This is a genomic window from Methanothermobacter sp. (genome assembly GCA_030055615.1).
Classification (GTDB): Archaea; Methanobacteriota; Methanobacteria; order Methanobacteriales; family DSM-23052; genus Methanothermobacter_A.
Genome location: JASFYN010000003.1, coordinates 88,298 through 112,581, shown reverse-complemented (window position 1 = coordinate 112,581; position 24,284 = coordinate 88,298). Strand labels below are relative to the sequence as shown.

The following is a 24,284-nucleotide window of genomic DNA, read 5'->3' as shown; positions in this document are numbered from 1 at the left end:
CGTATCATTTATATATGAGGAGATGGAATGAATTATAACATTAAAAAGGTTTGATGGTTGGTATTGATGGAGCGTTTGACGCTAGAGCAATATCGAGAGATGGTTAATGAGATATTAGAGTTCAAAAATCAGACTGGGATGCTCCCTGAATACGCCATCGTTGATGGTAAAAAGATCAGAAAAGAACATTATATTGACATGATAGAACGGGTGAACAAGTTCATACTTGAAATGGGGCGTAATCCACAGACCGTTGATATCAAATCCTAAGATCTTCTGGCCTATTAATATTCCTAAAGCTTTCTAGGGACGGATCCAATTCCTCCACAGACACTAGCCTAGATTTGATAGTCTCTATTAGAGTACCGACCTTCTTTTCATTTTTTAAAAGTAGTCTATGGATTATTTCAGCTACCCTTTGACTGTATATCCCATGTAGGGGTTCTAGTCTGCCGTCCTCCCATATTGGTATTATTGCATCATATTCTTCCAGTTTATCTATTTTAAGAAAGTTTTCTATAAACTTTTTTGTTATAAATGGTGAATCGCAGGGTAAAACAAGGGCTTTTTCCGATTTTATATTCTTTAGTCCTGTTAGCAGGCCCCCAAGAGGTCCTTTTCCTTTTATTATATCTGTGAGGATTTTCACATTTTCGTCTTTAAGTAACTTTATGTATTCTCTTTTTTGTTTTTCGTCCCTTAGTATGATGAATATTTCGTCAAAATAGGGTTTGATTTTATCAATGATCCTGGATATGAAGGGTTTTCCATCTAAAATGATTAGACCCTTGTCTGTTCCCATGCGTTTGCTCTGGCCTCCGCAGAGTATTATGGCTGATATGATATTGTTATACCCCCGTTACATTGTGGGATAATTTGGACTTTCATTGGTTATTAGGAGGTCGTGGGGGTGGCTTTCTTTTATTCCACTGGATGTTATCTTAACAAGTTTGGACTTCCTTTGCATGTCTTTGATGGTTTTAGCCCCACAGTAGCCCATAGATGCTTTAAGGCCTCCGACTAATTGGAATATGACTTCACTTACTGTGCCTCTGTAGGGTACGACGCCTTCAACTCCTTCTGGGACTATCTTGGTGTGTTTCATATGGCTTTGTGGTTCTTGGAAGTAACGGTCCGTCCCAGCGCCTATGCCACCTGTCATAGCTCCTAGCGATCCCATTCCACGATATTGTTTATATTTGCGCCCGTTCATGATTACAACATCACCCGGGGACTCATAAGTACCGGCTAATAAGTTTCCGAGCATCACAGCATCTGCACCTACTGCTATGGCCTTTGCGATATCCCCTGAATAGCGTATACCACCATCTGCTATTACTGGGATGTCGTATTCCTTTGCAACATCTGCAACTTCTGCTATGGCGGTGAGTTGGGGTACCCCCACACCTGCGATTATTCTGGTGGTGCACATTGAACCTGGGCCTATGCCAACTTTTATACCATCCACGTCCTGGGCTATTAAGTCTTCTGCGGCCTTTGCTGTTGCTATGTTGCCAACGATTAAATCTGCGTCGATATTCTTTTTCATGATCTTTGCGTATTTTACGAGGTGGAGGTTGTGTGCGTGTGCGCTGTCGATGGCTATTATATCTGCACCTGCATTGTCGAGGGCCTTGGCCCTTTCAAGGTCGAATGGTCCTGTGGCTGCTCCTACGATGAATCTTCCTTTCTCGTCTCTTGAAGCATTGGGGTATCTTTTACGTTCGAGTATGTCTTTTATGGTGAGTATTCCTACGAGTTTACCATCTTTTACGACTGGTAGTCTTTCTATTTTGTTTTCATAGGCTATGTCAAGGGCTTCGGCTGGTGTTACTGATTCGTCTACGGTTACAACTTCTTTTGTCATTACTTCTTCTACTTTTTTCTCGGCTTCTGAATTGATTATGGGTTCTATGTCTCTTCTGCTTATGATGCCAAGTATGTTCCCATTGTCTACAACTGGAAGTCCGCTTATATTTTCTCTTTCCATTATTTCGTGGGCTTCTCTTAGTGATGCTTCTGGGTTTATTGTTATAACATCTCTTATTGTAAGGTCTCCTGACCTTTTAACCCGTTTCACCTGTTCTACTTGGTCCTTTATGCTCATATTCCTGTGTATTATGCCGAGGCCGCCTTCTTGGGCCATGGCTATTGCCATTTCATATTCTGTGACTGTGTCCATCGCAGAACTTATGATGGGGACGTTTATCTCATGGTTCCTTGATACTTTACTTTTTATAATAACATCTTTGGGTTCTACTAGTGACGCTTGGGGTACTAACAAGAAATCGTCAAACGTGTAGGCGGTTTCGGCTTCCTTTAACTTCCTAGAGTACATTAAAAACACCTAAATAGCTTCTATTAACTTTTTAAGTTCTGTAACTGCACTTCTATGTATTGTACCGGTGTTGCGGTCTCCTCCAACGCATGCAGCCCCCCTTACACCGACTATGTCACATCCAATCTCATTTAGTGGCCTTAATTGTTCTTTTTTAATGGAACCTGCCAGTGCGGCTTTTAATCCTATGTTATGCGCTTCTTTAACAAAATCTTGGAGTTTTTCAACACTCAGAAAATCGAATAAGGTTTTACCATCCTTTATAGCAGTATCTAACATTGCGACATCGGCACCAGCTTCATAGGCCACATTGGGGATTTCCATCGGATCTAGGGAGCCTACTCTGTGGGCGTCGGCATATCCTGCCGCGACCACGAAAGCTTTCTTTTCCTCGTCTTTTATTGTTTTTACAACATTTTCCATTACGTCAATTGCCTCTTTAGAATTTTTCGTCCCATAAAGGCCAACTTTTATGTAATCTGCTCCGGCTGTAAGGGCGCCTAATGCGGCTAATGAAATCGTGCCCGGCTTATATGGGACATCACCTAATGTGGCGCTCACAAGCATGTTATCAGGTGTTATTCTCCTTATCTCTTTTATAACCCAGGGGAAGCTAGCTCCGAGGGAGCCTTCCCTGGGATTTTTCACATCTATTATATCCGCGCCACCTTTAATGGCCTCTATAGCCTCCTTTGGGTTGATTGGACTTACTAGTAGAAGCAATTCATGAACCTCCCTCATGAGAATGAAGATAATATTTTTTTATTTTATCAGAAAAACATCCTTTTTATCTTTTTCGGCGCAAAGTCCCTTTCGAAAATGAGGGGGATAAGAGCCGGGAAATTTAAATATTGCCAATATTTAGATATTTCTGGGATGTCTATTTACATGGAGATTTCAAAACTTGAATTTGAGGGTATATTACATCTTAATAGATCCAAGAGGGTGGTTGAGTCGTGAAATCCTTTTCAAAATTGTGAATAGTGTAGCGTGAGATCTTATGTGAATGCTGGAAGCTCTTTTATTGTCTTTTCATGTTTTCCCATGTCTGAAGGGTGTTCCATTTTCTTTGATGTTTTTTCTTATGTTCTCATGGGGATCTAATTTATAACCCGCCCTTTGTACTTTAAATCTTACCTTTTCTATTATATCTGGTATGGGGATTTCAAGGGGACATGTTGTGGTGCATCGGCTGCAAAGTGTGCACATATATATTCCAGCGTCAAAACTTGCCTTTTCACCTTCTATGAAATTTGTGAATGCTACGCCTCTACCACCAAGGTAACCCTTGTAGCCGAAATCATATCCTACTATATTGTAAATGGGACAGGATGTTATACAAGTTCCACAGCCTATACACCATAAACATTCAGGTGGGGCTTTGCTTCTACCGTTATCAAGGGCTATTGCGACAACCCTATGGGCACCATACATGTTTTTCAGGAGTATCTTTTGGATGTCTGCTGTCTTAGAGGGACCTGAAACCACATTTATATATGATGGGACTCTTGAACCGGTAGCATAGGCTGTTTCGAGTTTAGCCACTAATATGGCATCCTCTAATGTGCTTACTAGTTTGTCGATGCCGAATACGATAATGTGGGTGTCCTTGAGTGAAAGCAAGCCTATGTTACCTTCATTATGGATCATTACAATTGAACCATCATATGCTGCCACTGCATTAGCCCCTGTAATCCCTACTTTAACATTTTCAAGTTTATTGAGAACATCTGCTTTTATTGTCTCCATTATATCCTCTGGGTTTGCCTTGATTTTTATTTTAAGTTTCTTGGTTATTATGTCAGCTATTTCTTGTATGTTAAAGTGTAAGGCTGGGGCTGTTGGGTGTATTGGCCTATCATCTGTTAGTTGGATTATCCTATCACCTAAGTCTGTTTCTATAACTTCTAAGCCTTTTTTTTCGAGAAATTTTGCCATGTTTATTTCAGAAAGTGTATTGGATTTGGATTTTGCGATTACATTCTCCTCTTTAACGATATCATATATGATTTTATTTGCTTCCTTTCCATTTTTTGCAATATAAAATTCTATATCATTATCCTCAAAGGATTCTCCCACCTTTTTTAATAATATTTCGAGGTTTTTAATGGAATTTTCCCTTATACTCTTCACTTTTTCTTTTAATTCTTTTATCAGGGGGTCTTCTATTATTCCCACCCTTCTCTCAGCCAATATCTGGAAGGATTTCTTGAGGTTTTTCAGTTGATTTTTGCGGATTTTGGCACCCCCATAAGGCTAACTATAATCTCTGAAATGTCCATTACTTTCATTCCATGAGATTTTAAGTTGTATTTACAGAAGGGACAAGTTGTACATAATATCTCCGCCCCGGTATCAAGGGCTTGCTCTATCCTCTTTTGGGCTATTTTTTCTGCAAGGTGGGGATATGCTGCCTTCACACCACCACCAGCACCACAACATTGGGCATTCACGTGATGTTCTTCCATCTCCACAAGGGTTCCGGTAGCTTCTAAAACCTTCCTTGGAGCATCATATTCTCCACAATGCCTTGCGAGGTGGCAAGGGTCATGATATGTAACCTTTAAATTTCCTTTAATTTGGATTCTTCCCTCCTTTAATAATTGATGGAATAATTGGGAACTATGGATAACATCTACTTTAACATTGAATAGACGGGGATAATCTATTTTAAATGTCCTGTAACAGCCAGCGCATGATACAAGCAACCTGGAACCAGATAATAGGGTTAAATTTTCCCTTATCCTCTCTTTAGCATCTTCGAGGAAGCCTGTGCGGAGCAGCACTGAACCGCAACACTTTTCATCTTCTAGAATCCTATAAGGGATCTCCACATGATCCAAGATTTGTTCTGTGGCCTTAGTTATCTCAGGGACTCTTTCTCGGCCCATACAACCTCTAAAGTATATAAGATCCAATCTTCATTCCTCCTATGTTCATGCAAAAAATTAAAAGCCACCAAGTTTTGGAGTGTGCTTTCTTTAAACTTTGGATTACATAGTGATCTTTCTCGACCCTTTTAGCCTTCCGTGGTTCCCTTGGGATAATGGGATGTAAATTGCATCTAGTATCATCTTGTCACCTTCGAGTCGGAATATAATAATTCTCCTTAAAGAATGTTTTTCACACTTGTTATTTGAACCATTAAATTTTAATATTGTTTGAAAAGTTTTTACCACCACTCTAACCCCGGTTATTTTGAGAATGGGAGGGTTTAAGATAACCCCTTTAAAATATTTCAAGATTAACCTCTAAATTGTATTCCATTTAATATTGTCCTTTACTATTTTTGTACATATTTTCATTGTGTGGGGGGGGTTTGACTTCTTCAATGGAGGAGATTATCTTAAAATCGAATTCTCTGAGGGGTATAACCCTAATCGGGCTTTCAGCTTTAGATGGTATAATGGGGTTGATAAAATCTTATTCTTCAAATCATATCTCTTCAACTTTCCATAATCATATGGTTTGGGTGTGGTATACTCTATCATATTTTATATCCCTCTTTTTTGCGCATGTTACATGGACCTAAAATAGGTTATAAGGCCTATATTGTATGATGGGAGATCTTCCCGATTCATTTTAAAATCGGAAGATAAACAATGGATATATTCTTGTTTAAGTATACTAGAGCATCCCAATAAGACTGTATCCATTCCAGGACCATTTTTTTCTTAAAAAAGAAAAAATGGGAGGAATTTTTACCTCTCCCAGGAAAATATGGTGGCTTTTAAAATGGTAGGCTTGCGTAGGTTCCTAGTATTGTCCCAGTTGCTGTGTTCCAATTGTTTATTACACCTAGACTGTTTCTGAGGCTTGTTGCATCTGCATCGTACCATGTACCCCCAATGTAGATTTGTGCCCAGACATGTCCATAGGTTCCACTGGAGAATGTGCAGATTCCATGCTTGTATCGTGCTGGTAACCCGGCTGCTCTGGCAAGTGCCACTACAAGATGTGCATGATCGCAACAGTTACCAGTCCTGTATTTAAGGGTTCCAACAGCACCATACCTTGTATTATAATAGAAACTATAATTTATGTTATCCCTGACCCAGTTGAAGACAGCCTTCGCCTTATCCCATGTACTGGTAAGGCCACGGGTTAACTGGGTGGCTAATGATTGTATACTAGGATCGTTCACTTGACAGTTTGCCGTGGCGATAAGGTACTGAGTGAGTTCATTGTTTGTATCCTGATTTTGTTTGTATACCTTTTTTATTGTTACTATTTTAGGTAATATGTTATTTTCCTTGTAGAATGTAAGTATCCTCGCCATGGCATAGATTATATCGGGATAGGATACTTTCCCAATGCTTGTTATGGCATAATTTGATGATCTTTTGTTGGTTTCAATGAAACTTGCGACATTCACCGCGCTTTGAAGATATTCTTTGAGTTCAAGTATGCCTGTAGCGTTCCCTGATGGGTTTGGCGCTTCATTAGCTTCTATTAGGCTGATGGGTGTGTTTTTCCCGTTATTTATTTTGATTATGCTTTTAGCCATTAGGTATAAGAATTGGCTTGGGCTTATTTTTTGATTTGCCACCTGCACATATGTGGGTAGGCGCTGATTTTGTTCTATGAAATTTTTAAGTGAAACTGCCGCATTTAAGATGTCTTTGATAGCTATTGAATTGTCGCTGGCAGCACTTCCTGAAGTGCTGCCTGGATTGTTATTGTATGCAGTGTATGTGCCTATGTTATTAAGTTTTTCAAGGTTTATGTAATTGGGCAGTTGTTGATTTGTTACTTTGAAATTAACGGCTTTTGTGAATAGCCATATGAGGGATTCGAATCTGATTTTAAGGCCCTGGTAGTTTGCATAGGAGGGTGCTGTGTCTTCCGATTTTATGAAATTGTACACCCTACCTGCAACTTCAAGGTAGTCATTTAATTTTATTGAACCGGTCAATGTGCTTCCAATGGAGCTTTTGGGTGGTTTCACATTCTTTAGGATGGTATCCCCACCTGTTAGGGATGCTGTGAGGAGGTATAAGTAGTCCGGCATGCTAACCTCTGAATTTTTGATACTCACATACCTGGGGAGTTTTCCGTTCTCTTGGATGAACTTGTTAACCCTGACCGCTGCATCCTCAATATCCGAGGGTTTAACGGTCTTTACATTTTTTTCATCGTTATATGCTGCCTGTTGGCTCGTTTCATTAATTTTGGGGGTTTTTCCCATTATGGTGGGGGTTTCGTTGGTTTTCTCTTCACTTAATTGTGCACTGTTATCCTTTAATTCAAAGTTTGTGGTTGTGTTTTCTTGGGCATAACTGGTACCTACTGTTGCTAGTACCATGCATAGCATGCATAGTACTGTTATACCAGTCGAAATATTATCGCCTCCCACATCACAGGCAAATGTAACCTGTGACAAATAAAAATATCACTTGAAAGTTTTATATAAATATTTTTATTTAATTCTTGGAAAGAGGATATATTTTATCTGTTAATAGAAGAACCACTTATTTTTAAAGCTTTTTATGGGGGTTTCCCCTCAAGAGGTGCTTAGGAACAGAAAAAACATAATAAGATGTGGACATTGATAGACTTTGATAGATACTAGCAAGTTATCAAGAGTTTAACATCCTCAAGTTCAATATCAAAAATATAGAAGATATCGACCCAATTTGTTATCATAGGTTAGTTGTGTGGTTGTTACTCGCACCATCAAAAAGACGTTGGCCATTACTAACAGAGGTTTCCCCATACGCAAAATTTGAAGTTCACAAGCCCCTTATACTCCTTTATAATTTTTTTGCGACTTTCTCGAACTTTGAAGTTTACTTTTAGCCTTTTTTACACGCCATAAATGGGATTGCGCTGTTGAGATACAAATAGATAAAAGTAAATTATCAAATTCTAAATTCAGATATCAAGGGTTGATTTAATATCATTTAATATTTCCTCTGCATAGTATGCTGTGAATGTCAGACCAAGAAAGTTAGCCATCCAAAATGATATGATACGATCCATGAGGACTATACTACCCGCTAAATAAACCGGTGTTTGAAATAGTATCAAAAGTGTTGTTAATGAAATCTCAATTGAACCAAGACCCCCTGGAAGCATTGAAATCACTCCTACAAAATTTGCGAGGAGAAATATAATAACAATCACAAAAAAGCTCTTATGAACCCCAAAAGACAAAAAAACCAGATACAACCTTATACATTCCATCAACCATGAAACTAATGATAACAAGAATATTACAATGATATCCTTCGTACCTGAATAAGATTTAGTATGCACTACAATATTAATTATAGTCTTTGTTATCTTATCATAGATGCTATCAAGGATTCTATTTGCTATTGGGAATTTTTCCAAAATCCTATGAACCCTATCATATAATTTTACACCTATTCCTTCCCTCCAATTAACTAAATATATGATAACCATTAAAATGATCGAAATAGAACCCCCAATTAAGGTTATCAATCTCATCATGGGGATGAATAATGCCGAAATTATAAGGAGACCTCCTACTATTCCAAGGTCGAAAAATCTTTCAGTAAGTCCAGCTGATAATCCACGCGAAAGAGGGATCTTGTTTATCTTCTTACCAGCCACGGCACTGATAATTTCACCACCACTTCTCATTGGACTAAGATTAGCTGCGAAGAGTCCTATGGTTTTCACGATAAAATTATCGACATAGGATCCTCTTTTATCAATTATGAAACCCCACCTAAGAGACCTTATAAATACTATGATAAGATGGGCTATTACAGCCAGTATAATGAATGGCCATTGCACTCTCAAAAAAGCGTATATTATATTAGAGGGCTTTATCCATGCTATGAGGATCATGAGGAGTGCAAGGCTGAAAATGAAAACATAGAATTTTCTCATGATTCTAACCTCTCCAAAAAAGTTTATCCTCTTACAGATACCTTCTTATGCTCTTCATAATCTTGTAAGATAATAGTCTTGTTATGAAGACCATATATTTCAAGATGTCTGCCATTTTTATGTATGATTTTTCCATGGCATAATGACAGGCTATTGGAACTTCATCTATTATAAGTCCATGGGCCGCGGCCACGCGTATAAGCTCTGATTCATAAATATAATCATCATATGGTATTTTAAGTAACAATGGTGCATAATCTGCATTAATAGCTTTGAAACCACTTTGGGTGTCGGTTAAATGATAGCCTGTCAAATAGTCCAGAAAATAAGTTGTTATCTTGTTAGAAAATCGTCTATGTAAAGGCATTTTACTAATATCATCCATAAAACGGGATCCTATAACTATCTGGGCCCCATTAATCCGGGATGTTAAAGACCCTATATACTGGGGATCGTGTTGCCCATCACCATCCATTAAAACTATGACATCATATCCTTTGTCGATTATTGTCTTAATCCCCGTTTTGATAGCCGCGCCCTTACCTTTATTCTTTCCATGTTTTATAACCTTTGCCCCTGCTTTCTTGGCTACTGTACTTGTATTATCTGTAGATCCATCATCTACAACTATAACGTCTCCATGTGCAAGGGCTCCTTTCACAACTTCTTCTATGTTTGCTTCTTCATTATATGCTGGTATTATTATCACTATATTCATGCTATCCCTAGTAAAGGTTGATGATAGGAAAAGCTTATATTCTCTTGAAGCACGATTATTGGCTCCTTTAAACAATTTTGATATAATTTCTGGATTGCCTGCTATCTATTTGGTAGATTCACTCTCCATTTTCTTGGAAATGATTAGTAGCACATTAAATTTTAAAGTGTTTAAAGTTTTACTTCTAATGTGGGGAAGAGGTCGCATAAAATGACCATGAGCTAACTCTTTTGTTATTGTGGGGAATCTCTGGTTATTGATGAAAATCATCCTTTTGGGGGGGACAATTTTGGCCATTATAATAGTAGAGGTTTTTTCCTCTACATAAACTTTGGGTTTTACAAGCTCCCTATATAACTGTTATCGCTCGATTCTCCCCCCACTAATTGGTATATTTTTTAAATCTTCTAATTATATCTTCCCTTTAAAAATCTATCTTTTTTTTGTACCATTCTATTGTCTTTTCAAGTCCATTTTTGAGTTTTGTGACCTTTTTGAATCCAAGGGATTTTAGAAGTTTTATGTCTGCCATGGATTCTCTTATGTCACCTGGTCTTGGATCATGGTAGATTGGTTTAATGTCAACGTTGAGTATATCCTCTATTAGTTCTAGGAGTTTGTTTATTGTGATGCTTTCACCCGTGGCTATGTTGATTGGGCCTGTGAATTTTGATTCTGCGAGTAGTAGGTTGGCTTCCACTATATCCTCTACATAGATGAAGTCTCGGGTTTGGTTGCCGTTTCCATAGATTATTGGTTTTTCTCCTGAGAGTATGGCGTTTATGAATTTTGGTATTACGGCGGCATATTCTGATTTTGGGTTTTGTCGTGGTCCGAATACGTTGAAGTATCTTAGTGAGACGGTTTTAAGCCCATAACATTGGGTGTAAACGTGACAATATGATTCTGCTGAAACTTTTGATGCGGCGTATGGTGAAAGTGGTTTGGGATTTTCGTTTTCATTTAGTGGTACGTTTGGATTGTCCCCATAAACTGCTGAGGTTGATGCGTGTAATACTTTTATAATGTTACACTTTTTTGCGGCTTGGAGGATTTTGAGAGTGCCTGTGGCGTTTATTTCATGGCATTTTATTGGATTTTTTATACTTTCTTCCACGTTTGCGAGGGCTGCTTGGTGGAATATGTAATCTTTTCCTTTGAAGATTTTTTCAAGGTCCAGTTTTGTTATACTACCTTTTATGATTTTGAGGTTTTCATGGTCTTTCATGGTTAAATTGTCGATTGAGCCTGTGGAGCAGTCATCTATAACTGTTACTTTGTTACCTTCTTTTAGTAGTCTGTCTGTAAGGTGTGAACCGATAAATCCAAGGCCGCCGGTGACTATAACATTTTTATCTTTCACGATTTTCACCTTTTATTATTTCACATTCACGAAGAGGTGGAGTGATCTGTAAACTTTTTCTTCATCTGGCAGACGGTATAATAGGAACTGGAGTTTTTGGTTGTCCCCAGCTTCTGTTTGGGTGAATTTAAAGCGTTTTTCCCACTTTTCGCCGTTTTTTAATGTTATTGTAGTATTGTCCATGACTTCTTCGCCTATTTTAACGATTATCCTATATTTTGTGGTCTGATATTCATGGTTTACAACTCCTATAATTACTTCTCCGGTTTCGCCTATTTTTAGGTTTGTTGGGTAATCGTATGCTTTTCCTGTGGGTCCAAGGATGTAAAATTCTGTGAATTTTTCTGATGGGACTGGATTTAAAATTACGGTGTTAATGGTGGCTCCTATCATTGAAATGAGGATGATGAATATTATGAGTGATATCATTTGGTTTTTTTTCAGGTGCATGTCTTTGATCCTTTTAATGGATTTGATGGGGCTCCAGTAAAATCTTTCAGCGGGTTTAGTCTTCGATCTTATTATGAAGGATGTTATTGTTAAGAAAATGGACAATCTGCAAGATGTTTCTGTGAGGGCGAGGTTTAAAGGCTTTTTTAAGATTAGGCTGATGATGGCACTTATGATCATACTCAGTGTGAAACTTAGGAATAGTCTCTCATAAAGGTTTATGGTCTCCTTTTTTGGGACTAGACTTGCTATGAGTAAATAACCTGGTATTAGTATAATCATGAATATTCCAAGTGGCCATTTGGTTGGTGATATTATTGTTATTATTGTGAATATGAGGATGAGTATTAGGTCTGCGTAGGATCCTATTTTTGGCTTTTCTTTTTTTTCTTCGATTTTGAAATATTCCTCTGGTGGGAATGCCCTTTCGAGCTCATCCCCTTTGGATAACCTTTCATGTCGTTTTATAGCTATCCTAGCAGCCTCTGATGGGCTTATAATATTCTTTTCATCTATTCCAGCTTCTTTCAGTGATCTTCTTATCATGCTTTGTCTTCTACGTCTTCTAGCATATGCTAGTATCCCTGCTATGAGTGATATAATAGCTGATAATCTGAGGATCCCATGGTTATCTAATGGTAGATAGTCAAATGCTATGATTATCGCCAGACTTATGGGGATGCTTAGGATCAGCCTCAAGGATAATTTTTTCTCTTGAAACTTGAGGGAAAAAGATGATATTATAGAATATCCCAGTATTAAAAAAATATTAAATCCTATAATCAGGCTTCTGAAGATCCAAAACTTATATGGGAATTGTAGAAGTATTAAGAGTATGAAGGCTGAAAAAACTACAACGATAAGATCCCTTGAGGATTGATGCAATCTTAAAATTTCTTCATGCTTTTTAGATTTCATGATATAATTCGCCTCCTAGAGAGCAAAGATTTGTGACATGATAAGAGTTTATAACTGTTATCATGAACATCAGCTACTCTGGCACATCCTCCTTTTTTTGATCATTAGATTATAAACTGGGATAAATATATGCCCTTTTAATAAGTCAAATGATTTTATTTTTTGTAATGGGGATGAAACTTCACGGATTAAGATATCAGATTTTGGAAAAATTTTATATATTTTGAATTTTCATCTTTTTAATATGATCCTCTTTAGTTACTTGATTGCGATAATATCAGCTATTATTGCAGCTTCACTCCTTGGACTCCCAATCGTAGCTGAAAGACCATGGAGACGTTCATGGACTTTGACAGTGATATTCCCAACACCCATAATCGCAGCAGGCTTACTCGCAGCATCCCTAAGATTGGGATTTAAAGGATTCTATAATACTTTGGATCTAGGCCTTATCATGGGAATATTATCAGCTCTCCTAGTAAAATATATCCTAGAGAGCATCTTCCCCAAACCCCCATTTCATCCTGGATAGGAAATGTTCCCGGGGGGTGATCCCAAAATGAAAAAATTATTTGTAACAGACTGTGAGGGTCCCATTTCACTTAATGACAATGCGTTCGAACTTGCAAGCCATTTCATACCGGATGGTGACAGATTCTTCGCTGCAGTGAGCAGATACGATGATATACTAGCATATGAGATTAAAAGACCAGGTTATAATGCGGGTGACACCCTTAAACTCATTACACCATTCTTAAAAGCCTATAATGTCACCAATGACAAGATAGTGGAATTTTCCAAAGAAAATATCAGCCTAGTCCCATGGGCCCGCGAACTACTCCAAAAAGTCCAGAGAGTCATGCCATCCTATATTATAAGCACAAGTTATAGGCAATACATTGAAGCCCTCTGTAACCTAATCGATTTTCCCTTCGAGAACACATATTATACAAGCCTTGACATAGATTCACACGAACTTCCTGAGGATGAAAGGGAGAAACTATTCCAATTCAAAGACATGATAGTGGAAGGCGCTGATTTCGAGACAATGGACAAAATATTCTTCGAAGAAATACCCCAGATGAGGATAGGTAAACTCATAGAGGATGTTAAGACAGTAGGAGGGGAGGGAAAACGCCTAGCCCTCAAAGAAATACTCAAAAAGGAGAAACTCCCCATAAAATCAACATTATATGTGGGGGATAGTATAACTGACGTGGAACCCCTCAGGTACACAAAGGGGCGTGGCTTGGCTGTATCCTTCAATGGAAACCATTACGCTGTAAAGGAAGCTGATATAATCATTATAGCAGAGAACGCCCTCCCATTAGCTCTAATAGCAGATCTACATTCACGTTTCGGCAGAGACTATATCATAGAATTCGTGAAAGCTTACACAATGGACCCTGAAAGGGCCTTGGAAAATTTTAGGATAAGCTATAATATCTTTGAAAAATTCATGGAAACATTCAAGGAAGATTTCCCAAGAATACTCATCCCAGATGATAACATAGAAAAGATAGCAGAGGAGAGCCTCCAAATGCGTAAAAGGGTCAGGGGGGAGGCCATAGGAGGCCTAGGATAGTGAACATCAACGGCACCATCATAGAGGACACATTCTGCGAAATCTTCAAGGGTAAATGTGTAAGGGCCATAGTAACTGCCCACGACAAAAAAACAGTTAAAAGAGCGGCATATGATGCTACTTCCACACCAGCAGCGGTCATAGGAAGATTAGAAAGTGGTGTTGAATCTTTCTTGGGTCCTGACATGACCCCAGATTCTAGACATGGTGCTATTCTACAATTCTATTTTGCCCTTGATGACATGGAAAAATTTGAGGTAGAATTATCCTATAGGATAAGACAGGACATCCTAGTGAAGCCGTTCACAAGCCTATTTGATGCAAGTTTAGAAGCAGAAGGGTACATTGACATGATGAAGCACGTTGGACATTGTGGTGATGGATACGAATGGATAGAAACCATTCATGGAAGAGAGATGATAATAGTACCTATAGCAGTGCCGGATTTCAAAATAGAAGCCCGGCTAGGATACCAGACAGGTATAATGGGCGCCAACTTCTGGTACATGTGCAAGGATAAAAAATCAGTACTTGAAGCGGGTGAAAGCGCCATAGAAGCCATAAGTAGAATAGATAAGGTCATAACACCATTTGATATCTGTTCAGCCCCATCAAAGCCTGAAACAAAGTACCCATGGATAGGCCCCACAACAAACCATCCATACTGCCCATCACTAAAAACAAAATTAGGCAAGGAATCCAAAGTCCCAAATGGAGTTAAATACATACCAGAAATAGTAATAAACGGACTTTCCAAAAAAAATGTCATAGAAGCCTTAAGGGTGGGTGTGAAGGCCGTTTCAGAATTTGATGGTGTGATAAGAGTTTCAGCCGGCAACTACGATGGTAAACTAGGCGATGATAAGATATTCCTCCATGAACTATTCTAGGAATATTTTTTTGGGGATTTTAAATGTTTGATGTGGTGGGTTTCGGAGCCCTTAACATGGACCAACTCTACATGGTTGATAAAATCATAGGCCCAGAAGAAGAAACCATAATCAGAGGTTTTAAAGAAAGTTGCGGCGGTTCAGCGGCTAATACCATCATAGGACTTTCAAAATTAGGCCTTAAAACAGCATACATCGGTAAGGTAGCCATGGACAGAGAAGGCCTCAAGCTTAAAGAAAACCTTGAAAGGGAAAAGGTCAACTTGGATCTTTTAATCATCACAAAAAAAGGTAGAAGCGGTAAAGTAATAGGCTTTGTGGATGAACATGGACAAAGAGCACTCTACTTAGACCCTGGTGTAAATGACACCATAAAAATTGATGAGATAAAAATCAGACTGGTAGAGAATAGCAAATTACTACACTTGACATCATTTGCAGGTGAAGGCCTACATGTCCAAGAAACATTACTTGATAGATTATCTTCTAGGCCTCTTATAAGCCTAGACCCAGGAAACTTGTACGCCAAAAGGGGGATAAAAGCTCTTAGAAAGCTCATAGAAGCCGTTAACATCCTATTATTAAATGAGATGGAAATTAAGATGATGCTAGGCTACCATGGATCCTACAAGGAGGCTGCGAAACTCTTAGCAGATGAAGTTGATGTCATCATCATAAAAAGAGGCCCATTAGGGGTTTACGGGCTTATGAAAGACCTGGAAGTGGAAGTACCGGCCTTAAAAGTTGAATGCGTGGACACAACTGGGGCGGGTGACGCATTCAACGCGGGATTCCTATACGCATGGCTTACGGGCCATGACCTTGAAATGTCATGCTACTTTGGAAATTATATAGCATCCCATTGTATACAAGGATATGGTGCAACTACCACACTACCTTCAAGTGAAGCTACAAGAATATTAAAAAAATGAGGTCCCGCTTATGCCTTGTAATAATGGAAAAGATAAAAAAGTCATAATCATATCTGTCATCTTGTTTATCATGGGACTCTACTTACAATATAATGGGTATATGCTACTTGCTTTCATACTATTCACAGCAACTGTTTTTGCGTCAGGTCTCGAGACATTCAAAGGTGCCATCATCACACTTTATCATGGCAAGTTCACTATAAATCTTCTCATTACATTAGCGGTGATAGGAGCATACTCACTTGGGGATTATCCTGAAGCAGCCCTCGTAGTTTTGCTATATTATATCGCAGAATATCTAGAAGAATATGCGACCGGCCAGGCGCATGAGTCTATAAAGAGCTTAATGCGACTCAAACCAGAAATAGCAACTATAAAAATTGGAAAAAAAGAGGTTAAGGTGGATGCTAGTAGAGTGCAACCAGGGGAGATAATGGTCATACGCCCAGGGGACATGATACCCTTGGATGGGGAGATAATAGATGGTTCAAGTTATGTTGACCAATCAAATATTACAGGAGAATCCGAGCCAGTTCATAAGACTGTTGGGGATGAAGTATTCGCTGGCACAATAAACCTTGAAGGCTACCTTGAAGTCAAGGTCACAAGGAATTCTGAAAGGACAATCATAGCAAGGGTCATAGAATTGATAGAAAAGGCTAGAATGAAAAGATCATCCAGAGAAGTTTTCATGGACAAATTCGCATCATATTACACTCCAACAATTATAATTGCAAGCATATTAACGGGTATTATCCCAAGTTTTATCATAGGCAACCCAGAAATTTGGATATACCGGGCTCTCGTATTGATGGTGATCGCATGCCCCTGCGCCCTTGTAATATCAGTACCAGTTGCGATGATATCAGGGATAACAGCAGCTACAAGAGAAGGGATACTAATCAAGGGTTCAAATTACCTTGAAGAAATGTCAAAGGTAAGAACTGTTGTATTTGACAAGACAGGGACGCTAACGCAGGGTAAGCTAACAATAAAGGAAATAAAATCATACAATAACATTGACATATTAAAGATCGCAGCTTCGCTAGAAAGAGGTTTAAAACATCCAATAGCAGAAGCAATAACTAAAATAGCAGAAGAAAAAGGTTTGGAACCATTAAAAGCTGAAAATTTAGAATACAAGCCGGGATATGGCATCTCTGGTAGGATCGATGGTAAACTGTACTTCCTAGGCCAGAACGCCCGGCAGAAAAGCGAAGACATGTCCATTTTCCTAGAAAGTGGGGATGAAATCATTGGGGAAATAACATTGGAAGATAAAATGAGACCATCAGCCCCTGCCCTAATAGAAAGGTTATCCCAGGAAAATATTAAGACAATGATTTTAACAGGGGATAATCCGAAAGTCGCGGAGAAATTAGCAAAGGAACTTAAAATTGACAAATACATTGGAGGTCTGCTCCCAGAGGACAAATTCGATTTCATAGAAGATCTAAGATCTAAGGGAAGAGTTGCCATGGTTGGTGACGGTATAAACGACGCCCCAGCCCTTGTAGCAGCAGATGTCGGGATTGCTATGGGGACCAGAGGCTCTGACATAGCCCTTGACACCGCAGATATAGTGCTAATCGACGATGACCTCATGAAAATCCACCAAATAATAAAACTCGGAAGAAGAACAATGAGAATAGTTAAAGAGAACATATTCTTTTCAATATTAGTTAAAGGGTCCTTGGCCATTCTTTCAATCTTTGGACTAGTATCATTATGGATGGCTGTGGGCATAGGTGATATGGGACTTTCACTCGCAGTAATCCTCAATGGACTGCGCAATAACCAAAAGCTTTTATCCCCCCAGTAAGATAAGAATATTAGGAGGATAGGGAAGATGTTAACTGATGAGATGAAAGAGGCCATAGAAAAAAATCTTGTTTTTGTGGCGACAGCAAGCAGTGATGGCACACCCAATGTCGTGCCCATCGGATTCACAAGGCCAATAGACGACAAAAGGATACTAATAGTAGATGTTTTCATGAAAAAGACCCTAAGTAACCTCGAAGAAAACCCTAAAATGTCAATTATAGTCCAGAACGCCAAAGAACATCCATACCAATTTAAGGGCGTTGCACAAATATTCAAATCAGGTAAATTTTTCGAAGAGGCTGTTGAGTGGGCTCAAAATGTTATGAGTGAAGTGGAGCCGAAATCAGCCATCCTCATGACAATAGAAGAAATATATTCTGTGAAACCAGGCCCAGACGCCGGTAAGAGGATAAAATAGCGACTCCAACCTTGGGGTTCAGTAATCATGTGCGCAATAGCAGGTTTCATAGGTGAAGGAGCCCTCCCAAAACTCCTCAGGATGCTGAGAATCCTAGAACATAGAGGTCCTGACGCCACAAGAATATATTACAAAAGATTAAAAGCCCCTAATAAAAAAGACCCAGAAAGCCCTAGATTTAAAAGAGACGTGGCTATGGGTCATAATATTCTCATAACAGATGAAAAAATCCCCCATATAGGAGACCATGGCATAATAGTTTGTGACGGTAGGATATACAATCCAAAAACAGAATCAGCCTCTAGGCTCATATTAGATTCTATAAAAAAATATGGGCTTATGGAAGCCCTCCAGATAATCATGGACAAGTTCGATGGTGATTATTCATTCGCATTTTTCGATGATGAAAATATTGTCCTTGCAAGGGACCCCCTAGGTGTTAAGCCACTCTATTACAAGCTTGGAGAGGATTTCATAGCATTCGCATCTGAACGCAAAGCCCTCTGGAGTATAGGCATACAAGATACAAAGAGACTACCCCCTGGAACAATCCTAATAAATAACAAACTTATAAGATTAAAAAGATTACCAGAAAAAATCAAGGCAAAATGGGACTATAATACTGCCAAGGAAAAATTAAAAGAAGCGCTTAAAAAAGCTGTTAAAGAAAGGATCAGAAAACTTAAAAGGATTGGCATATTATTTTCTGGGGGGGTTGACAGCACCTTACTCACCATACTCGCAGAAAAATATACCAAGCCCATATTATATACTGTTGGCAGCAGAGGATCACAAGATCTCATATTCGCGGAGAGAGCAGCCCAAGAGCTTGGAATAGAACCTAAAATAATAGAAGTTACCCCAGAGATGGTCAAAGACGCGCTCAGACCAGTCTTAGCCGCTATAGAAGAATTTAATATCATGAAGATAGGTGTGGCCATGCCATTATATTTCGCATCCAAAGCCGCCCATGCAGATGGAATTCGAGTTATATTCGCGGGTCAAGGAGCTGATGAACTCTTCGGAGGATACCATCGCTACCTCCAATTATATAAAGAGGGCGAGGATAAACTTGTTGAAGCCTTCAAGGCTGATATACAAAATATGTACCATGTAAACCTCGAAAGGGATGATGCCACTGCAATGGCAACAAGTACAGAATTAAGAGTTCCATTCCTTGACAGGGAAATTATAAACATAGCCTTTAATATACCAATAGACTATAAGATAAAAGGTAGTGATGATAGTCTAAGGAAGCACATACTCCGGGACCTTGCATTAGAAATGGGAGTACCAGCTTTTATCGCGAGAAGACCTAAAAAGGCAGCCCAATATGGGTCAGGGATAGATAAGATTTTGAGGAAGAGCATACTGCCGGGTTTTGATCATGAATCCTACATGAAAGACCTGAGGATGGAATTTTATAAGGGGTATCAATGATGATAGAAAAGGAAGCCGAAAAAATATTAGAAGAGTTTTCCAAAGCCCTTGAGAAGGTGCCCGAACTTGAAGAAACACACTACATCGTTGATAATCTTAACAGGACAAGAGCCGATAAAAAACGGAAACATGACCCTAAAAGGATACTACGGAACGCCCCAGTAGACGAAGAAGGTAACATAATCGTAGAAAGGGGAGAATGGACCCAATAAAATAGAGTGTGGTGTTAAATTTGCGGATGAGCCTAGTTCTCGAACTACAAGACATCCCTGGGCAATTAGTAGCTGCTTTAGAACCGATAGCTAGCGTAGGTGCGAATATCGTAACCATAATACATGAAAGGGATGCTAAAACAGGAGCATTTGTACCAGTACAAGTAACAATCGAAGGAGATGAAAAAACACTAAATCTTGCAATAAAAAAATTGACAGAAAAGGGTATAAGGATAATAGAAAAGGATGGCATACCCATCAAAGAAAAAGTAAACGCCATACTGGTAGGTAGAATCTCAGAAGAGGAACTAAAGGGTATAGTGGATAATATAAACACTCTAGAAGGTGTTAAAGTCGCCGACCTCTCCCTTAAAATGTCAACCACAACATCAACAATCAAGATCACAATGGAAGCAGAACACCAAAGTTTAAAGTTATTAGAAGACGAGATCCGCAAGATCGGTGCAAAAGAAGGTTTGCTCGTCATCACAGAAACATAAAAGTTCTAGAATCTGGGAGGATTTTTCTCATGAGAATTTCCATCATAGGGTTTGGTGCTGTTGGCCAAGGAGTTGCAAAGGCTATAAGGTCAACCCAAGAAAGAATAAAGAGAAAATACAACCTCAAAATTGACATAGTTGCTGCTGCAGACTCTAAGGGAGCTGCTATACGAGAAGATGGACTAGACCCCCAAAAACTCATAAAAGTCAAATCAGAAAAGGGAAGCGTAGCCTATTACCCAGATCATGGGTATGAAAGCATGGATGGCCTCCAAGTACTTGATGAGGTTGAATATGATTGCCTCGTGGAGGTCACACCCACAAACATCATAACAGGAGAACCTGGAAAATCACTCATAACAAAGGCCATGAAAGATGGAAAAGATGTTGTAACATCCAATAAAGGCCACTTATCACTATTCTACAAAGAACTAATCGACCTAGCCCAGGAAAATAATGTAAATTTTAAATTCGAGGCCTCAGTTGGGGGTGCCATGCCTATAATAAACTTCGCCCAAGAGACACTACCCTCCTCTAGGATAGAATCTATAATAGGGATACTCAATGGTACAACCAACTTCATCCTATCAAGGATGACTGCTGAAGGCTCATCATACGAACAAACACTAAAAGAGGCCCAGGAGCTTGGAATAGCAGAGACAGACCCTACACAGGACGTTGAAGGGTTAGACGCTGCATGCAAATCAGTAATATTAGCAAATGCTGTGCTTGGGCGAGAATGCACCCTAGATGATGTTGAGGTTACAGGGATCACAAAGATAACACCCGAGGCCATAGAACTTGCAAAGGAAGACGGATACCATATAAAGCTCATAGCAGAAATATCACATGATATACTGAGGGTAGGCCCACGGCTTGTGAAAGAAACATCACCATATGCTGTTGATGGCACTCTTAACATGGCAACTCTCCGCACAGACCTGGCAGGGGAAATAACAGTCATAGGCAAAGGCGCAGGCTCACTCGAAACAGCATCAGCAATACTCACAGACATAATAAATATATGGAAATCCAAACAATCTTAGAAAATATGAAATACGTGATACTCATAGGAGACGGGATGGCAGACTACCCCCTGCCAGAACTCGGAGAAAAAACACCCTTACAAGTAGCTGACAAGCCACACATGGACCATGTAGCCAAAAAAGGATCTAACGGGCTCCTAAAAACAATACCCGATGACATGGAACCCGGATCAGATGTTGCGAACTTGGCCATAATGGGCTACAATCCCACGAAATATTACACAGGCCGAGGACCCCTCGAAGCCGCGAGCATAGGAGTAAAACTCAAAAAAGACGATGTCGCATTCAGATGCAACTTTATAACAGTCCATAATGGTCGCATCATAGATTTCAACGCCGATCATATAAGTACAAAAGAATCCTCAAAACTGATAAAAACCCTAAATGAACATTTCAAAATAGGCAAATTCTATACAGGTGTAAGTTACAGAAACCTATACATTTACCCAAGTAGAGAAGCCTTAAAAGTCAAAACCAAACCACCACATGATATCATAGGAGAACCCATAGAAGATCATCTACCGTCCAATGGACAAACAGCAGAAAAAATAAAACAGATAATAAAAGAATCCCAAAGGATACTCAAAGATCATCCCACCAACATAGAAAGATCTAAAAGGGGTAAACACCCGGCGAATATGATATGGTTATGGGGACAAGGCCAAAAACCCACAATGGAAACACTAGAAGAAAAATATGGTCTCAAGGGTGCTACAATAACCGGCGTGGATCTGATAAAAGGCCTAGGAGTCTACCTAGGATTAGATAATATTAATGTTCCAGGGGCTACCGGATACCTAGACACTGATTATAAGGCAAAGGGCAGATATGCGATCAGGGCACTCCAAGATCATGACATAATCTTCATACATGTAGAGGCTCCTGATGAGGCAGGACACGCAGGAGACATAAAAGAAAAAATAAAAGCCATTGAAAATATCGACTCCAAGATACTAGGCCCACTACTAGATGAGCTTCCATCATATGACGGTTTCCGTTTAGTTTTATTAGCAGATCATCCCACACCTATAAAAGTGGGTACACACACCCGGGACCCAGTACCATACGCCATCTGCGGCGAAAACATGAAAAAGGACAATATAAACTCATATGATGAAGAATCCGCGAAAAAAGGTGGTCTAGGCCTATCAGTGGCCTGGAAGCTCTTAGATAAGCTTATAGGGAGTTGATTATCCTGGCAAAATATATAATCGTAACTGGTGGGGTTGTAAGCTCCATTGGTAAAGGTATAACAGCAGCATCAATCGGAAGAATACTCAGATCTTATGGATTAAAGGTCGCTGCTATAAAAATCGACCCATATCTCAACTGGGACTCAGGAACCCTAAACCCATACCAACATGGTGAAGTCTTCGTAACAGAAGATGGAATGGAAACAGACCTAGACCTTGGACACTACGAACGTTTCCTAGACGTGAACTTACCAGGGGAATCTAACATAACCACAGGGAAAGTGTACCTTTCAGTGATAGAAAAGGAAAGAAAGGGCAAATATCTAGGATCTTGTGTGCAAATCATACCCCATATAACAGATGAGATAAAATCCATGATCAGGAAAATAGCATCAAAAAGCCGGGCAGAAGTTGTGATAGTAGAAGTAGGTGGTACAGTAGGTGACATAGAAGGTCAACCATTCCTAGAAGCGTTAAGACAATTAAGAAACGAGGAAGGATACGAAAATGTCATGTTCATACATGTAACTTATGTACCATACCTCAAGGCTGCTGGAGAATTCAAAACCAAACCCACACAGCACAGCACAAAAGAACTCCGAAGCACAGGCCTAACCCCTGACATGATAATATGCAGGAGCGAGACACCAATAACCTCCTCAATAAAAGAGAAAATAGCACACTTTTGTGACGTTAAAAAAGAAGCTGTCATAAACGCCCCAGACGTCCAATCAATATATGAGGTCCCACTAGTATTAAACCAGCAAAAAGTGGGAGAATATATCATAGATAGAATAAACTTAGATGTTAAAGGGATTGGTGACCTTTCAGATTGGGCTAAGATCGTGGAATCCCTCAAAATAAAGGAACCCATAATAAAAGTTGGTATAGTGGGAAAATATGTGGAACTTGAAGACTCCTATATGAGTATAAGGGAGGCTTTGAGGCATGCCGCAGCACACCTTGGCAAAAGAGTGGAAATAGGATGGATAAGCACCAATGAAAAGCTAACTAAAGAAAAGCTTAAAGGATTTGACGCGATCCTCATACCAGGAGGTTTTGGAAGAAGGGGTATCGAGAGTAAAATATACGCTGCAAAGTACGCCAGGGAAGAAAAAGTCCCACTCTTTGGAATATGCCTTGGAATGCAATGCATGGTAATAGAATTCGCACGCCACATAGGCCTTGAGGGCGCCCATAGCACAGAATTCGACAAGGAAACACCATATCCAGTAATTGACATGATGGAAGAACAAAAGAGGATAAAGAAAATGGGGGGTACAATGCGCCTAGGAGCTTACAAATGCAAACTAAGACCTGGAACAATCGCCCACAAAGCATACAAAAAGGATCTCATAAGTGAAAGGCACAGACACCGTTATGAACTCAACAACGAATACAGGGAAAAACTAGAAAAGAAGGGGCTTATAATAGCGGGGACAACACCAGACGATTTCCTAGTAGAGATCATAGAGCTAAAGGATCACCCATGGTATCTCGGATGCCAGTTCCACCCAGAATTTAAATCAAGACCTAACAGGCCACATCCACTCTTCGTATCATTCCTAGAAGCAGCTGCAAATAATAGGCCGTGAT

General features: G+C 39.4%; 23 protein-coding genes. 13 read left to right on the top strand and 10 right to left on the bottom strand.

The window, feature by feature from the left end; genetic code table 11:
• The first annotated feature begins 66 nt into the window (after positions 1 to 66).
• On the top strand, positions 67 to 270 hold the full coding sequence (locus QFX38_06205) for a pseudomurein-binding repeat-containing protein (protein MDI9624461.1): 204 nt from the start codon (positions 67 to 69) through the stop codon (positions 268 to 270).
• Here the strand turns inward: QFX38_06205 and QFX38_06200 are convergent.
• The 10 genes from QFX38_06200 to QFX38_06155 all read right to left on the bottom strand — a co-directional run bounded on the left by QFX38_06200 (position 260) and on the right by QFX38_06155 (position 12,648).
• Positions 260 to 829, bottom strand: a complete 570-nt coding sequence (locus QFX38_06200) for a molybdenum cofactor guanylyltransferase (protein MDI9624460.1) — start codon at positions 827 to 829, stop codon at positions 260 to 262. The two genes, QFX38_06205 and QFX38_06200, sit on opposite strands and share 11 nt — an antisense overlap.
• 30 nt (positions 830 to 859) lie before the next feature.
• A complete protein-coding gene (gene guaB, locus QFX38_06195; GenBank protein ID MDI9624459.1) occupies positions 860 to 2,338 on the bottom strand; it encodes an IMP dehydrogenase in 1,479 nt (492 codons plus the stop codon).
• Between the two features lie 9 nt (positions 2,339 to 2,347).
• Positions 2,348 to 3,061 carry a (5-formylfuran-3-yl)methyl phosphate synthase gene (locus QFX38_06190; GenBank protein ID MDI9624458.1) on the bottom strand — a complete coding sequence of 238 codons (714 nt, stop codon included), beginning with the start codon at positions 3,059 to 3,061 and terminating at the stop codon, positions 2,348 to 2,350.
• Between the two features lie 309 nt (positions 3,062 to 3,370).
• Positions 3,371 to 4,576 carry an LUD domain-containing protein gene (locus QFX38_06185; protein MDI9624457.1) on the bottom strand — a complete coding sequence of 402 codons (1,206 nt, stop codon included), beginning with the start codon at positions 4,574 to 4,576 and terminating at the stop codon, positions 3,371 to 3,373.
• A complete protein-coding gene (locus QFX38_06180) occupies positions 4,558 to 5,256 on the bottom strand; it encodes a (Fe-S)-binding protein (GenBank protein ID MDI9624456.1) in 699 nt (232 codons plus the stop codon). Before QFX38_06180 ends, QFX38_06185 begins: the two co-directional genes overlap by 19 nt.
• 812 nt (positions 5,257 to 6,068) lie before the next feature.
• Positions 6,069 to 7,721 (bottom strand): pseudomurein-binding repeat-containing protein, encoded by a 1,653-nt coding sequence (locus QFX38_06175; protein MDI9624455.1) that lies wholly within the window; start codon positions 7,719 to 7,721, stop codon positions 6,069 to 6,071.
• Positions 7,722 to 8,212: 491 nt separating this feature from the next.
• The gene (locus QFX38_06170) at positions 8,213 to 9,199 is read right to left on the bottom strand and encodes a UPF0104 family protein (protein ID MDI9624454.1); all 987 of its coding nucleotides are present in this window, start codon (positions 9,197 to 9,199) and stop codon (positions 8,213 to 8,215) included.
• 31 nt (positions 9,200 to 9,230) lie between these two features.
• Positions 9,231 to 9,917 carry a glycosyltransferase family 2 protein gene (locus tag QFX38_06165; GenBank protein MDI9624453.1) on the bottom strand — a complete coding sequence of 229 codons (687 nt, stop codon included), beginning with the start codon at positions 9,915 to 9,917 and terminating at the stop codon, positions 9,231 to 9,233.
• Between the two features lie 424 nt (positions 9,918 to 10,341).
• A complete protein-coding gene (locus tag QFX38_06160) occupies positions 10,342 to 11,280 on the bottom strand; it encodes an SDR family oxidoreductase (GenBank protein ID MDI9624452.1) in 939 nt (312 codons plus the stop codon).
• Positions 11,281 to 11,295: 15 nt separating this feature from the next.
• Positions 11,296 to 12,648 carry a DUF1616 domain-containing protein gene (locus QFX38_06155; protein MDI9624451.1) on the bottom strand — a complete coding sequence of 451 codons (1,353 nt, stop codon included), beginning with the start codon at positions 12,646 to 12,648 and terminating at the stop codon, positions 11,296 to 11,298.
• A 244-nt stretch (positions 12,649 to 12,892) separates the two neighbouring features.
• On the opposite strand from QFX38_06155, the gene ehaA reads away from it, so the two are divergent.
• From ehaA to pyrG, 12 genes are all read left to right on the top strand, one after another.
• Positions 12,893 to 13,180, top strand: a complete 288-nt coding sequence (ehaA, locus tag QFX38_06150; protein MDI9624450.1) for an energy-converting NiFe hydrogenase A subunit EhaA — start codon at positions 12,893 to 12,895, stop codon at positions 13,178 to 13,180.
• Positions 13,181 to 13,207: 27 nt separating this feature from the next.
• Positions 13,208 to 14,233: an energy-converting hydrogenase A, subunit R gene (locus tag QFX38_06145; GenBank protein ID MDI9624449.1), complete on the top strand. Its 1,026-nt coding sequence runs from the start codon at positions 13,208 to 13,210 to the stop codon at positions 14,231 to 14,233.
• Positions 14,233 to 15,123 carry a formylmethanofuran--tetrahydromethanopterin N-formyltransferase gene (locus QFX38_06140; protein ID MDI9624448.1) on the top strand — a complete coding sequence of 297 codons (891 nt, stop codon included), beginning with the start codon at positions 14,233 to 14,235 and terminating at the stop codon, positions 15,121 to 15,123. The genes QFX38_06145 and QFX38_06140 overlap by 1 nt, the downstream gene beginning before the upstream one ends.
• Positions 15,124 to 15,146: 23 nt before the next feature.
• Positions 15,147 to 16,055, top strand: coding sequence for a carbohydrate kinase family protein (locus QFX38_06135; protein MDI9624447.1), 909 nt, complete (start codon positions 15,147 to 15,149; stop codon positions 16,053 to 16,055).
• A gap of 100 nt (positions 16,056 to 16,155) precedes the next feature.
• Complete coding sequence (locus QFX38_06130) at positions 16,156 to 17,877, top strand: cation-translocating P-type ATPase (protein MDI9624446.1); 1,722 nt, start codon at positions 16,156 to 16,158, stop codon at positions 17,875 to 17,877.
• Positions 17,878 to 17,904: 27 nt separating this feature from the next.
• Complete coding sequence (locus QFX38_06125; GenBank protein ID MDI9624445.1) at positions 17,905 to 18,297, top strand: pyridoxamine 5'-phosphate oxidase family protein; 393 nt, start codon at positions 17,905 to 17,907, stop codon at positions 18,295 to 18,297.
• Positions 18,298 to 18,324: 27 nt separating this feature from the next.
• Positions 18,325 to 19,737 carry an asparagine synthetase B gene (locus QFX38_06120; protein MDI9624444.1) on the top strand — a complete coding sequence of 471 codons (1,413 nt, stop codon included), beginning with the start codon at positions 18,325 to 18,327 and terminating at the stop codon, positions 19,735 to 19,737.
• Positions 19,734 to 19,949, top strand: a complete 216-nt coding sequence (gatC, locus tag QFX38_06115; protein MDI9624443.1) for an Asp-tRNA(Asn) amidotransferase subunit GatC — start codon at positions 19,734 to 19,736, stop codon at positions 19,947 to 19,949. Before QFX38_06120 ends, gatC begins: the two co-directional genes overlap by 4 nt.
• Before the next feature lie 26 nt (positions 19,950 to 19,975).
• On the top strand, positions 19,976 to 20,449 hold the full coding sequence (locus QFX38_06110) for an allosteric regulator of homoserine dehydrogenase (protein MDI9624442.1): 474 nt from the start codon (positions 19,976 to 19,978) through the stop codon (positions 20,447 to 20,449).
• 20 nt (positions 20,450 to 20,469) lie between these two features.
• Positions 20,470 to 21,495 (top strand): homoserine dehydrogenase, encoded by a 1,026-nt coding sequence (locus tag QFX38_06105; protein MDI9624441.1) that lies wholly within the window; start codon positions 20,470 to 20,472, stop codon positions 21,493 to 21,495.
• Between the two features lie 5 nt (positions 21,496 to 21,500).
• Positions 21,501 to 22,685: a cofactor-independent phosphoglycerate mutase gene (locus tag QFX38_06100; protein MDI9624440.1), complete on the top strand. Its 1,185-nt coding sequence runs from the start codon at positions 21,501 to 21,503 to the stop codon at positions 22,683 to 22,685.
• Positions 22,682 to 24,283 (top strand): CTP synthase (glutamine hydrolyzing), encoded by a 1,602-nt coding sequence (gene pyrG / locus QFX38_06095; protein ID MDI9624439.1) that lies wholly within the window; start codon positions 22,682 to 22,684, stop codon positions 24,281 to 24,283. The genes QFX38_06100 and pyrG overlap by 4 nt, the downstream gene beginning before the upstream one ends.
• Position 24,284 lies beyond the last annotated feature (1 nt).